General features: G+C 35.2%; 12 protein-coding genes and 1 tRNA gene. 9 read left to right on the top strand and 4 right to left on the bottom strand.

Features of this window, described 5'->3' with window-relative positions; translation table 11 throughout:
* Window position 1: 1 nt before the first annotated feature.
* The 9 genes from H5V42_RS10380 (at window position 2) to H5V42_RS10340 (ending at window position 9,856) form a co-directional block, all read left to right on the top strand.
* The gene (locus H5V42_RS10380; RefSeq protein WP_185783103.1) at window positions 2-1,213 is read left to right on the top strand and encodes an FtsW/RodA/SpoVE family cell cycle protein; all 1,212 of its coding nucleotides are present in this window, start codon (window positions 2-4) and stop codon (window positions 1,211-1,213) included.
* Window positions 1,200-2,288, top strand: coding sequence for an undecaprenyldiphospho-muramoylpentapeptide beta-N-acetylglucosaminyltransferase (gene murG / locus H5V42_RS10375; RefSeq protein WP_185783102.1), 1,089 nt, complete (start codon window positions 1,200-1,202; stop codon window positions 2,286-2,288). Before H5V42_RS10380 ends, murG begins: the two co-directional genes overlap by 14 nt.
* Before the next feature lie 5 nt (window positions 2,289-2,293).
* Window positions 2,294-3,646, top strand: coding sequence for a UDP-N-acetylmuramate--L-alanine ligase (murC, locus tag H5V42_RS10370; RefSeq protein ID WP_185783101.1), 1,353 nt, complete (start codon window positions 2,294-2,296; stop codon window positions 3,644-3,646).
* Window positions 3,636-4,355: a cell division protein FtsQ/DivIB gene (locus H5V42_RS10365; RefSeq protein ID WP_185783100.1), complete on the top strand. Its 720-nt coding sequence runs from the start codon at window positions 3,636-3,638 to the stop codon at window positions 4,353-4,355. Before murC ends, H5V42_RS10365 begins: the two co-directional genes overlap by 11 nt.
* Before the next feature lie 2 nt (window positions 4,356-4,357).
* Window positions 4,358-5,683, top strand: a complete 1,326-nt coding sequence (gene ftsA, locus H5V42_RS10360; RefSeq protein WP_185783099.1) for a cell division protein FtsA — start codon at window positions 4,358-4,360, stop codon at window positions 5,681-5,683.
* Window positions 5,684-5,715: 32 nt separating this feature from the next.
* Window positions 5,716-7,683, top strand: a complete 1,968-nt coding sequence (gene ftsZ, locus H5V42_RS10355; RefSeq protein WP_185783098.1) for a cell division protein FtsZ — start codon at window positions 5,716-5,718, stop codon at window positions 7,681-7,683.
* Window positions 7,684-7,787: 104 nt separating this feature from the next.
* Complete coding sequence (locus H5V42_RS10350) at window positions 7,788-8,237, top strand: GatB/YqeY domain-containing protein (RefSeq protein WP_185783097.1); 450 nt, start codon at window positions 7,788-7,790, stop codon at window positions 8,235-8,237.
* A 5-nt stretch (window positions 8,238-8,242) separates the two neighbouring features.
* Window positions 8,243-8,316 (top strand) — tRNA-Arg (locus H5V42_RS10345).
* 406 nt (window positions 8,317-8,722) lie between these two features.
* Entirely contained in the window at window positions 8,723-9,856 is a 1,134-nt protein-coding gene (locus H5V42_RS10340; RefSeq protein WP_185783096.1) for a glycerate kinase, read from the top strand.
* On the opposite strand, the gene H5V42_RS10335 is transcribed toward H5V42_RS10340, so the two are convergent.
* The 4 genes from H5V42_RS10335 to H5V42_RS10320 form a co-directional block, all read right to left on the bottom strand.
* Window positions 9,853-10,140 (bottom strand): EF-hand domain-containing protein, encoded by a 288-nt coding sequence (locus H5V42_RS10335; protein ID WP_185783095.1) that lies wholly within the window; start codon window positions 10,138-10,140, stop codon window positions 9,853-9,855. The two genes, H5V42_RS10340 and H5V42_RS10335, sit on opposite strands and share 4 nt — an antisense overlap.
* A 72-nt stretch (window positions 10,141-10,212) precedes the next feature.
* Window positions 10,213-11,190 carry a YpdA family putative bacillithiol disulfide reductase gene (locus H5V42_RS10330; RefSeq protein ID WP_185783094.1) on the bottom strand — a complete coding sequence of 326 codons (978 nt, stop codon included), beginning with the start codon at window positions 11,188-11,190 and terminating at the stop codon, window positions 10,213-10,215.
* Window positions 11,190-11,849, bottom strand: a complete 660-nt coding sequence (gene rpe / locus H5V42_RS10325; protein WP_185783093.1) for a ribulose-phosphate 3-epimerase — start codon at window positions 11,847-11,849, stop codon at window positions 11,190-11,192. The genes H5V42_RS10330 and rpe overlap by 1 nt, the downstream gene beginning before the upstream one ends.
* Window positions 11,850-12,025: 176 nt before the next feature.
* Entirely contained in the window at window positions 12,026-12,889 is an 864-nt protein-coding gene (locus H5V42_RS10320; protein WP_185783092.1) for a sigma-70 family RNA polymerase sigma factor, read from the bottom strand.
* Window positions 12,890-13,029: the final 140 nt, after the last annotated feature.

Raw genomic sequence — 13,029 nt, 5'->3', positions numbered from 1 at the left:
AATGTATAAACTGGTCAAAGGCTTAAGAGGAGATAAAGCTGTTTGGGGCATACTGGCCCTAATGGCTGTATTTTCATTTTTACCAGTATATAGCGCTATAACTAAAATTGTTTTTTCTGACGGAGGTTCGTTTGGTGTACAAATGTTTAAACATGCTATGTTATGGGTTTTGGGTTTTGCCATTGTTTATACGGTGCATAGAGTTCCAACCCATTATTTTAAAGGTCTTTCGTTAATTGCGCTGCCTATTGTATTGCTGTTATTAGCCTATACGCTAACAGTTAAGACAGAAATTGGTGGTGTTGAAGCTAATCGTTGGATTCCTATACCCTTTGTGGGTATACGTTTTCAAACCTCTACACTTGCTTCAGTAGTTTTAATGGTTTGGATTGCGAGATACTTAAGTAAAATCAAGGATAAAAAAATAACGTTTGCTGAGAGTATTTTGCCGCTTTGGTTGCCAATTGCTTTGGTTGTGGGGTTGATATTACCGGCTAACTTTTCAACGGCATTCATAGTAGGATTCATGGCATTTTTGCTATGCTTTTTAGGCGGTTATCCTTTAAAATATTTGCTTCGAATAGTAGGTACAGGTTTGCTTATTGGCGGAATGTTCTTTTTTACGTTACTAAAAATGCCTTCTGATGCTATTCCGTTTTCACGTGCATTAACATGGAAAGGCCGTATTGAAAAATTTATTAATCCGGCAGAAGAGATAAATACAGCAGATATATCGCAGCTTGATAAGGCCAAAATGGCTATAGCTGAGGGTGGAATTATAGGTAAAGGTGCGGGTAAAAGTGTAATGAAAAACTTGTTACCAGAAAGTGAGTCAGATTTCATATTTGCAGTAATTATAGAGGAGTATGGTTTAATAGGTGGTTTTGCACTGCTTTTCTTTTACCTGCTTTTATTGTTTAGAATTTTGGTCATAGCAAATTCTACAAAATCGATTTTTTCAAAATTGTTAGTAATAGGTGTGGGCTTACCAATTGTTTTTCAAGCATTGGTACATATGGCTGTAGCTGTTGGACTTTTTCCAACAACGGGCCAACCATTACCTTTTATAAGCAAAGGGGGTACTTCTATTTGGATGACATGTATGGCTATCGGAATTATTCTGAGTGCTAGTGAGAAAAAAGAAGAAGAAGAACAACCAGAGGCTAAAATAGATGATAGTAACCCTTTAGAAGTATTAAGTGCGCAATTATAGATTCATTATATCTGGAGGAGGCACAGGAGGGCATATTTATCCGGCGGTTGCTATAGCAAATGAACTAAAAAAGCGTCATAAAAATGCGGAGTTCTTGTTTGTTGGAGCAAAAGATAAAATGGAAATGGAGAAAGTACCCCAAGCAGGATATAAAATAAAGGGCTTGTGGATAAGTGGTTTACAACGAAAATTAACATTGAGAAACGTATTGTTTCCCATAAAATTAGTTCATAGTTTGATTAAGGCACGTAGTATACTAAAACAATTTAAACCAGATGTAGCTATCGGTACGGGTGGGTTTGCAAGTGGGCCCACTATGAAAGCTGCTGCTTGGTCGAAAGTGCCTTACGTTCTGCAAGAACAGAATTCTTTTGCAGGTATCACCAACAAACTATCAGCGGCAAAAGCTGAAAAGATTTTTGTAGCCTATGAAGGAATGGAAAAGTTTTTTCCTAGTGATAAGGTGCTATTAACAGGTAATCCTGTAAGAACAGATATTTACGAAACCCAAGTGGATAAAGAATCTGCAGCCTCACAATTTCAATTGTCTTCAAAACAACCAATCTTATTAGTTTTAGGTGGTAGTCTTGGTGCAAGAAGAGTAAATCAGCTCATAGAAAAAGAACTACCCTTTTTTAAGTCCTTAGGGCTACAAGTTTTATGGCAGTGCGGTAAGCTTTACTATGAAGAGTATAAAAATTACAATGCTACTGATGTAAAGGTTGTTGCCTTTTTAAATAGAATGGACTATGCGTACTCGGCAGCGGACTTTATTATATCTAGAGCAGGTGCGGGCTCTGTTTCAGAATTATGTATTGTGGGTAAGCCAACATTGTTTATACCATCGCCAAATGTGGCAGAAGACCATCAAACAAAAAATGCAGAAGCTTTAGTTGAAAAAAATGCTGCCCTTATGCTTAAAGAAAATGATTTGGAGGCCTTGTTTAAAACAACCTTTGAAGATTTAGTGCAATCAACCGAAAAACAAGAAAAATTAAAAGAGAATATTAAAGATTTGGCGTTGCCTATGGCAACCGCTCATATCGTAGATGAAATTGAAAAAATAATAGCGTAATTAGTTTGAATTTAGCAAAGTTTAATAGTGTCTATTTTATTGGTGTCGGGGGTATTGGCATGTCTGCACTTGCCCGTTATTTTGTAGAAATACATAAGAAAGTAGCGGGTTATGATAAGACTGCTACACCCCTTACCAATGACTTAAAAAAAATAGGTGTTAATATTCATTTTGCTGATACTGTTGAATTTATTCCAGATGAATTTAAGTCATCAGAAGATACGCTTGTGGTGTATACACCCGCTGTTCCTAAAAACCATAGTGAACTAAACTACTTTTTAGATAACAATTTTGTAGTTAAAAAAAGGTCAGAAGTTTTAGGGCTAATCACTCAAGACACTTTTTGCTATGCGGTTGCAGGTACTCATGGTAAAACAACAACGTCTTCTATTTTGGCCCATTTATTAGCTACAGCTAATATTCCCATCACGGCCTTTTTAGGAGGTATTTCTGAAGATTTTAATAGTAACTATGTATTTAGGGGTGACGAAGTTTCTGTTGTCGAAGCTGATGAATTTGATAGGTCATTTTTAAAGCTATCCCCTAACATAGCATGCATTACTTCCATGGATGCTGATCATCTAGATATTTATGGTTCGCATAGCGAATTAATTGCTTCGTTTCATGAGTTTGCTAATAAAATTGAAGAAGCAGGTAACCTAATTGTGCGTAATGGACTTCCTATAAAAGGGATTACCTATGGTATTGAAGATAATTCTGACTATTCCATTAAAAATAAACGTGTAGAAAATGGTTCTTATGTGTTTGATATAAAAACGCCTAAGCAACTTATTGAAAATGTAAAATTTAATAAACCAGGTGAACATAATTTGCTAAATGCTCTTGCAGCTTTTACAATGGCGGTTGAAACCAAAACCCCGATTGACCGCCTTGTTGAAGGTTTAGAAAGTTTTAAAGGTGTGCAGCGTAGATTTTCTTATCGTATTAAAGAGGAAAATTTTGTGCTAATAGATGATTATGCGCATCATCCAACAGAAATAAATGCTGTTTATCAGGCTTTAACAGATGTGCATCCGAGCTTAAAATTAAATGTAATTTTTCAACCACATCTATTTTCACGTACAAGAGATTTTGCAGATGAATTTGCCGCTTCGCTTTCTGCTTTTGACACTGTTAGACTTTTAGATATTTATCCCGCTAGAGAGGAACCAATTTCTGGTATTACTTCTGAATGGTTGCTAGGTAAAATTTCAAAAAGCGATAAAAAGTTGGTATCAAAAGAAGAATTATTCAATGAAATAAATGCAAACAGAACTGGAGTTTATGCAATGCTAGGTGCCGGTGATATTGGTCAAGAGATTGTAAAACTCACAAAACAATTGACTTATGAAAATTAATTGGACACCCCTAAAGGTAATTGTGCTTGCGTTCATAATTGTAGGTCTGTACGGTTTTTCGAACTATAGATCAGCGAAAAAAGAAATCGAAGATATTGAGATTAAGTTTTTGGGTGACAACAACTTGTATTTAACCGAAGACGCGGTTAATAAAATGTTAATACAAAATCATGGAAGCGTAAAAAACCAGTCTAGAGATGCAATAGTTTTGAATACTATAGAGGAGGTTATAGAAACCAACGCTATGGTTAAGCAAGCTCAAGTCTACCTAACTGTAAATGGGGAGCTTATCTCAGAAATTGAACTAAAAAAACCAATTGCTAGAATTGAAGTTGGGTCTAGTTTTTATCTGGATGATTCAGGCAAACAAATGCCTTTGTCAAAATTTCATTCAGCTAGGGTACCGTTAATAACGGGTAAAGTTTCTGGTGAAGCGCTTAAAGACTGTTATGAAATATTGGAGTATATAAATCAAGATGATTTTCTACGAAAAAATGTAGTAGGCATTCATATTGAAGATATAGGAAGCTACTTGTTGAAATTACGAGTAGATGCTTTTGAATTGCGCTTAGGTGGCGTGGAAGATTTAAATCAAAAATTTAAAAATTTCATGGCCTTTTATCTAAAAGCAAAAAAAGACAAAACCTTAACACAGTATACAACAGTTAGTTTAGAATTTGATAACCAAGTGGTTTGCACAAAAAAATAAGTATGGAACAGGCAAAATATTCAGTAGGACTAGATATAGGTACCACTAAAATAGTGGCCATCATTGGTCAAGAAAACGAATACGGTAAAATTGAGATTCTTGGCATGGGTAAAAGCAAAAGCCTTGGAGTTCACCGTGGTGTAGTAAATAATATTACGCAAACTATAGAATCTATTCAGATTGCGGTTGAGCAAGCAGAATTAGATGCTGGTTTAAAAATAGGTTCTGTTGTTGTTGGTATTGCCGGTCAACATATCAGAAGCCTTCAACATAGCGATTATATAACACGTGCAGATGCCGAGGAGGTTATCAATGATAATGATTTAGATAAGCTATGTAACCAGGTGTACAAGTTGGTTATGTTACCTGGTGAAGAAATTATACATGTGCTACCGCAAGAATATCGTGTAGATGGTCAAGCAGAAATTAAACACCCAATGGGAATGTATGGTGGCCGTTTAGAAGCCAATTTTCATGTAGTGGTTGGGCAAGTATCTTCTATTAAAAATATTGGTAGATGCATAAAAAGTGCCGGTCTACAAATGGGTAATATCACCCTAGAACCTTTAGCATCTGCTGATGCAGTATTGAGCCAAGAAGAAAAAGAAGCAGGTGTAGCCCTTATAGATATAGGTGGTGGTACAACAGATTTAGCAATTTTTAAAGATGGTATTATTCGCCATACCGCCGTTATTCCATTTGGTGGTAATGTAATTACAGAAGACATTAAAGAAGGTTGTTCGATAATTGAAAAACAAGCCGAACTACTCAAAATTAAATTTGGTTCCGCATGGCCTGGAGAAAATAAAGACAATGAGATTGTCTCTATTCCTGGACTAAGAGGTAGAGAACCAAAAGAAATTACCCTTAAAAACCTAGCTAAAATAATACATGCCCGTGTTGTTGAAATAATTGAACAGGTGTATGTAGAAATCAAAAATTACGGTCACGAGGAACAAAAGAAGAAACTAATTGCAGGTATTGTATTAACTGGTGGTGGTAGCCAATTAAAGCATTTAAAACAATTGGTAGAATACATCACTGGAATGGATACGCGTATTGGTTATCCAAACGAGCATTTAGCAGGTGACACAGATGACGATATAGCGAGCCCGGTGTATGCAACCGCTATTGGCTTGCTTATGAAATCAATTGAAACGGAACATAAAAAGACCCAGCCAGAACAAATTATAGAAGATACTGAGCCAGAAAAGGTAGTGGCAGGTGAAGAGGCTACGCAGAAAGCTGACGTACGATTTGGGCAACGTAAGTCAATTTTTGACAAATGGTCAGAAAAACTAAAAGAATTTTTAGATAACGCAGAGTAAATAAAGCATAGAACCCTACAAAAGAAAAAATTATGAGTAAGAGTAACGAACTAGATAACATTGCATTTGACCTTCCTAAAAACAAGAGCAACGTAATCAAAGTTATTGGTGTTGGCGGTGGCGGTAGTAATGCCATCAACTACATGTTTCAAGCCGGTATTGTTGGCGTTGATTTTGTGGTATGTAACACTGATTCTCAAGCTTTACAAAATAGTCAAGTGCCCAATAAAATTCAATTAGGTGTTTCACTTACAGAAGGTTTGGGTGCCGGTGCAAATCCGGATGTTGGTGAACAAGCGGCTATTGAAAGTATGGAAGATATAAAGGGCATGCTTGAGTCTTCAACTAAAATGGCATTTATAACCGCCGGCATGGGTGGTGGAACAGGTACCGGAGCTGCGCCTGTTATTGCTAAAGTAGCAAGAGATATGGATATTTTAACTGTAGGTATTGTAACAACGCCATTTCAATTTGAGGGTTCAATGCGTTGTAAACAAGCTCAGTTGGGTATTGAGAAATTACGTGCTAATGTAGACTCATTAATTGTTATTAATAATAATAAGCTTAGAGAGGTATACGGTAATTTAGGGTTTAAAGCAGGCTTTTCTAAGGCAGATGAAGTTTTAGCAACTGCCGCACGTGGAATAGCGGAAGTAATTACTCACCACTACACACAAAATATTGACCTTAGAGACGCCAAAACGGTACTGTCTAATAGCGGTACAGCTATAATGGGTTCTGCACAAGCTTCAGGTTCTTCCAGAGCAAACGAAGCAATTATGAAAGCCCTAGACTCACCATTATTAAATGATAATAAGATTACGGGAGCTAAGAACGTATTGTTATTAATTGTTTCTGGTACAGAAGAAATTACCATCGATGAAATTGGTGAAATAAATGACCATATTCAAATAGAGGCTGGTCATAGTGCCAATATTATTATGGGGGTTGGTGAAGATGAAAACCTTGGAGATGCAGTAGCGGTTACTGTAATTGCTACGGGTTTTAATGTAGACCAACAAGATGATATTGTTAATACTGAATCAAAAAAAATAATACACACCCTTGAAGATGAACAAAGAGCTGTTCATGATTTAAGTGGCGCAGAAACTCAAATTAAAAAGTTTGATATTAATCAGCCGCTGCAAGATGAACCAGTGATTAAACATCAATTAGAGGAACCAAAAGAATCACCTCAAAAACAGTCAGATTTAATTCCAACTACTGATTATATCAGAAACTTTTTTGTGAATTACGAAGAAGTTGCCGTGCAAACTAAAACAGTTGAAGAAAAAATTGATGTAAAGCCAGTCAAAGAAGACGATTTTATTATTATAGAAAGTAAAGACATTTTTAATATTGAAGTTAAAGATGCAGAAATACTATCTCCAATAGAAAAGTCAGAAGAGCAAATTACATTAAGCTTTGATATGCCATTAAATGAAGTTGAAAGCGAAAAACCAAACACTGTAACTTTTGACTTAACTGATGATATAAAAGATATGGAGGTCAATGAGTTTATTGAGGTAGCACCAGTTTTAGAATATGAAAAACAAGGTGAAAAACGTTACGACCTTCAAGAATATATGGAACTTGAGCAAAAGTTGACTGGTGCAAAATCAGTCGCAGAAACGCATGATCCTGTTTTATTAGAAGATGAATTGGTTTTTGAAAAGAAAACAGTTCAACCAAAAGCCTCATCTTTAGGAGATGAAAATACAAGCGGAGAAATAGATCCAATGAATAGTCCAATAAGCGAAATGCTTAAAGAACGTGCTGATGAACGAAGAAAAAAATTAAAAGATTTCAACTACAAGTTCAAAAATAACGTGAACAGTATTGATGAAATTGAAAAGCAACCCGCTTACAAAAGACAAGGTGTGAATTTAGAAGAAGGTTCTAGAGAAGGCAAGGTGTCTAGAACTAGCTTAAGTGAAGATAGTAATGATGAAATTCAACTACGATCTAACAACTCTTTTCTACATGATAATGTAGATTAATAAGAAAGAACATTTTCATAATTATTATACTAAAGGGTAAACCCGAAAGCATCTAATGCTTTCGGGTTTTATTTTTTATCTTCGCAGCCTTAAAATATATGAAAATGAGTCTGCAAGCCAAGGTGATGGAAGAAATGAAAGCCGCAATGAAAGCTAAAAATAGTGTGGCTTTAGAATCGTTACGTGCCATAAAATCAGCAATTTTATTAGCAAAAACTGATAAAGGTGCAGAAGGTGAGTTATCTGAAGAAGATGAAATTAAACTCGTTCAAAAATTAGTAAAACAACGTAAAGATAGTGCTGCCATATTTCAAGAACAGGGAAGAGCAGATTTAGCGGAGCCAGAATTGGCTCAGATTGCGGTTATAGAAAAGTTTTTACCAGAGCAATTAACCGAAGAAGAAATTGAAAAAGTTGTGGTACAAACTATTGATGCTTTAGGTGTAACCGGTATGCAAGATATGGGCAAGGTTATGGGTATAGTTTCTAAAGAATTGGCTGGTCAAGCTGATGGAAAAACCATATCAACGATTGTTAAACAAAAACTTTCATGACATTAGGCCACGTAGCTCAGCTGAATAGAGCACTGGATTTCGGCTCCAGCGGTCGGGGGTTTGAATCCCTCCGTGGTCACGAATAAATAGTTCAATAAGAAAAAACGCCAAGCTTGCTTGAGCGTTTTTTTGTTTGAACTATTTTCAAAGCGGAGCTTTGAGGGATGGGCGAAGCCAATCCCGAATTAATATTGAGCTTTTGTATTAGTTTGATTTCTGGAATTTGTAAGTGGTGTTTTTTATTTTCAAAGCAGAGCTTTGAGTTATGGGTGAAGCCAATCCCGATTTAAAATTATTTCTTTTTCAAATATAATATTGGCTTGAAAGATAAACTCGTCTTACCAAGTCAATGATTATAAATCCTTTAATAATTCAATCCAAAAATGATAAAATTTTAAGCCAGAAAAGGAATTAAAAATTGAGAATTCTAGTTTTATAATAATATTATAAGGTTTAATGAAAAATTTCTAGTTTATTTTTATCTTATGAAGTTTGTTATTGCCCCAGATAAATTTAAAGGTTCTTTAACAGGAGACGAGTTTTGCAGCTTAGTGGCTACTGAAATTCGTTACGTATTTCCTAATTCCGAAATAGTAAAACTTCCGCTTGCTGATGGGGGAGATGGTACTTTAGAAGTAGTAAAGACTTATCTAAATGCCAGTGAAATTAGCCTTACTGTGGCTGACCCATTTTTTAGACCTATAGTAGCCACCTACTTAATTTCAGGGGATGGTAAAACCGCATTTATCGAAATGTCTGTAGCTTCTGGTTACCGTACAGTACAAAGCAATGAGTTGGATTGTAAAAAGGCCACTACTTTAGGCACTGGACAGTTAATTTTAGATGCAATTACTAGGGGGGTTGAAGAAATTATTTTAGGTATTGGCGGTAGCGCAACCAATGATGCTGGAATGGGAGTTGCCAATGCGCTTGGGTTTAAATTTTTAGATGCTAAAGGTGAAGAGTTAAAACCTATTGGTGAAAATCTGATTAAAGTTGAAAAAATTGAAAGGCCAATAAATTCAGTTATAAATCAGGTTACCGTTAAAATTGCTTGTGATGTTACTAACCCTTTTTATGGAGAAAATGGAGCGGCAAAGGTTTTTGCCAAACAAAAAGGAGCAACTGATCAAGAGATTGAAGATTTAGATAACGGATTACGAAGTTTTGCCGCTATAATAGCTAACAACTTTAACGTAAATCTACAAGAAATTAAAGGTGCTGGTGCTGCTGGTGGACTCGGTGGAGGTGCGGTTGCTTTTTTAAATGGAACTTTAGTTTCCGGAATTAACCTGGTTAAAGATATAGCCAACTTTGAATCGCATTTAAAAAATACAGATTGGATTATCACAGGAGAGGGTAATTTAGATACGCAAACAAAATCTGGTAAAACAATTGGTGGCGTTATTGAATCTGCAAAGAAATTCAATATACCAGTAGCTGCGTTTTGTGGGGGCGTAGAACTTTCTGTAAGTGAACAACAAGAAATGGGAATAAACTATGCCGTTTCTGTAAGTAAAGGCATAAGCACAAAAAAAGAGGCATTGGAAAATGCCTCTACTAATTTGTCTTTTGCAACATTTAATTTTTTACAGTTGCTTAATTCTAAAAATGCCTAATTATCTTTCTTGCTAAGCATTTTAGGAACTTTCTTATCTTTTATTTCTTCAGCTGTTAGAAAACCATCTTTGTTGGCATCTAATTTGTTGAAATGCAGTTTCATTGGTCCTTGAGCTTCTTCAAATGAAATTTTTTCATCTTTGTTCTCATCCATTTGTTCAAGAACGTTTTCTACAGAAACTTTTTCTAGGGCTGCTTCTTGTTTTTTCATTTGCGCTTTAGCCTGCGTGAAACCAAAAAATAATGCCGAAAAAGCAAGCGTTTTTAATATATTTTTTTTCATGATGTAGTCTTTAATTAAGAGACACTAATTGTTGTCTAGACTAATAACGCCAGCAATAGTAAAATATTTCTTTTAAACCTTTTCGGAATTCTTATCTAGTATATGGTTGATAATCATGGGAGCGTGTATTCTAGAATTTTCAATAAACCATTTGTGAGTTTCCATACCACCACAAATAACACCTGCTAGGTATAAGCCTTCAATATTGGTTTCCATGGTTTCTTGGTCATAATTAGGAAGTCTTTTTTCATCCTTAGATAATTCAATTCCTAATGCTTCAAGAAACTCAAAATTTGGCATGTAACCGGTAAGGGCTAATACAAAGTCGTTAGCTATTGTCTTTTCACCTTCTGGAGTTTTTATAGTGATTTCTTTTTCTAGAATCGATGTAACCTCAGAATTGTAGTAAGCCGTTATGCTTCCTTCTTTAATACGATTAATTATATCTGGTCTTACCCAATATTTTACTCGTTGGCCAACTTCTGGTCCACGGATTATTAAAGTAACGTCTGAACCTTTTCGATAACATTCTAAAGCTGCGTCTATTGCTGAGTTGCTTGCCCCAATTACAGCTAATTTTTGACTGGCATAAAAATGAGGGTCTTTATAATAGTGAGATACTTTTGGTAAATCTTCACCAGGAACATTAATTTTATTTGGTAAATCATAAAAACCAGTAGCTACGATAACATTGCTTGCTATGTAATTGTTTATTGAAGTGTTAATTTGAAATTCTTGTTCAACTTTACTAACCTTCTCTACCTTTTCAAACAAATGCATATTTAAATCATTAGAGGTTACTATTCTTCGGTAGTATTCTAATGCTTCGTTTCTTTTGGGTTTTGCTTCTTTACTTATAAACGGAATCTGGTCTATCTCTAACTTTTCAGAAGAAGAGAAAAACTGCATATTTATGGGGTAGTTAAAAAGCGAATTTACTATAGGCCCTTTTTCAAGAATTGCATAGGATAGTCCGTTTTTCTTTGCTTCTAATCCGCATGCTATTCCAATAGGTCCACCTCCGATAATGATTACATCAAAATGCTTCATTAAGCAATTATTTCTTTTAAATTTTTTATGGTAGCTGTAGGGTTATCGCTGCCAAATACAAAACTACCTGCTACCAATACATTAGCTCCTGCTGCTATAAGTTGTTTTGCATTTTTCGAACTTACACCTCCATCAATTTCAATTAAGGTGTTCGCATTTTTTTTGATGATGATTTCTTTTAAATCACTCACTTTTTGGTAAGTATTTTCTATAAAAGACTGTCCTCCAAAGCCAGGATTAACACTCATCATACAAACCAAATCAATGTCTTGAATTGTATCTTCTAATAGTTTTACTGATGTGTGTGGATTTAGGGCAACTCCCGCCTTAATACCGCTTGCCTTTATGGCCTGTAATGTTCGATGTAGGTGTGTGCAAGCCTCATAGTGAACTGTTAAAATAGTAGCGCCTAAATCTGCAAAAGCTTTGATGTACCTGTCAGGGTCAACAATCATTAAATGCACATCTAATGGTTTTTTTGCATGTTTAGAAATAGCTTTTATTACAGGCATTCCGAATGAAATATTTGGAACAAATACCCCATCCATAACATCTATATGAAACCAGTCTGCTTCTGATTGGTTTACCATTTCAATATCACGTTGTAAATTGGCGAAGTCTGCCGCTAAAAGTGAGGGTGCTACTAGGTTTTGTTTCATAGTACAAAAGTAGCTAAACTACCAAAGGTCTAAAAATGAAAAAACTCCGGTAATCAGCCGGAGTTTATTCATCAATCAAAAAACGAACAGTCATGATAAACTGTTATATCTAGTAAAAATACAATTTTCCTGCCAGTTAAGCAATTTAAGTAAACTTTAACTACTTAAAAATACTATTATCCTAAGTATGTTTTAAGAATTTTACTTCTTGATGTATGTTTTAACCTACGAATTGCTTTTTCTTTAATTTGTCTAACCCTTTCTCTTGTAAGGTCAAAGGTTTCTCCAATTTCTTCTAACGTCATACTATGTTGACCAGCTAGGCCAAAATACAATCGAATTACGTCTGCCTCTCTAGGAGTTAAGGTTTCTAATGCACGTTCAATCTCAGTTCTTAAAGATTCATGTAATAAATCTTTATCTGGATTTGGAGATTCACCACTACGTAAAACATCATAAAGGTTGGAATCTTCACCATCAATTAACGGGGCATCCATAGATACGTGACGACCTGAATTTTTAAGCGACTGCTTAACATCTTCAACGGTCATATCTAATTCTTTTGCAATTTCTTCTGCAGAGGGCATACGCTCGTGGGCTTGCTCTAAAAATGCAAACGTTTTATTAATCTTATTTATACTACCAATTTTATTTAACGGTAGACGTACAATACGAGACTGTTCTGCTAATGCTTGTAGAATAGACTGACGAATCCACCATACCGCATAAGAGATAAATTTAAAACCACGTGTTTCATCAAAACGTTGTGCGGCTTTAATAAGACCTAAGTTACCTTCATTAATTAAATCTGGTAAGGTTAAACCTTGATTTTGGTATTGTTTAGCTACTGATACCACGAACCTTAGGTTTGCTTTTGTAAGCTTCTCTAGAGCACGTTGATCACCAGCTTTAATGCGTTGGGCTAATTCTACTTCTTCTTCGGCGGTAATTAAATCTACCTTACCAATCTCCTGCAAATATTTGTCCAACGAAGCGGTTTCCCTATTGGTAACCTGTTTTGTAATTTTTAACTGTCTCATCTAAAAAAATCCTTTCTAAAAATTGATTTTGCAAATGCCTGCATATAGTAATACGTAGAAAAACTAAAAAAGTTACATTTTGGTAAACTTTATTTCAAAAAAAAATTGTAAATAGAAAAAGCCCCAACAAATTTGTTGGG

Origin of the sequence: Croceivirga lutea (assembly GCF_014235875.1) — a bacterium.
In the GTDB taxonomy this organism is placed as follows: Bacteria; Bacteroidota; Bacteroidia; order Flavobacteriales; family Flavobacteriaceae; genus Croceivirga; species Croceivirga lutea.
Note: the sequence above shows the minus strand (reverse complement) of the source record. Positions and strands in the feature narration are given on the sequence as shown.

Coding starts and splice junctions, on each gene's coding strand:
- H5V42_RS10380 (WP_185783103.1), top strand. CDS start 2: ATGTATAAACTGGTCAAAGGCTTAAGAGGAGATAAAGCTGTTTGGGGC.
- H5V42_RS10365 (WP_185783100.1), top strand. CDS start 3,636: ATGAAAATTAATTGGACACCCCTAAAGGTAATTGTGCTTGCGTTCATA.
- ftsA (WP_185783099.1), top strand. CDS start 4,358: ATGGAACAGGCAAAATATTCAGTAGGACTAGATATAGGTACCACTAAA.
- ftsZ (WP_185783098.1), top strand. CDS start 5,716: ATGAGTAAGAGTAACGAACTAGATAACATTGCATTTGACCTTCCTAAA.
- H5V42_RS10350 (WP_185783097.1), top strand. CDS start 7,788: ATGAGTCTGCAAGCCAAGGTGATGGAAGAAATGAAAGCCGCAATGAAA.
- H5V42_RS10340 (WP_185783096.1), top strand. CDS start 8,723: ATGAAGTTTGTTATTGCCCCAGATAAATTTAAAGGTTCTTTAACAGGA.
- H5V42_RS10335 (WP_185783095.1), bottom strand. CDS start 10,140: ATGAAAAAAAATATATTAAAAACGCTTGCTTTTTCGGCATTATTTTTT.
- H5V42_RS10330 (WP_185783094.1), bottom strand. CDS start 11,190: ATGAAGCATTTTGATGTAATCATTATCGGAGGTGGACCTATTGGAATA.
- rpe (WP_185783093.1), bottom strand. CDS start 11,849: ATGAAACAAAACCTAGTAGCACCCTCACTTTTAGCGGCAGACTTCGCC.
- H5V42_RS10320 (WP_185783092.1), bottom strand. CDS start 12,889: ATGAGACAGTTAAAAATTACAAAACAGGTTACCAATAGGGAAACCGCT.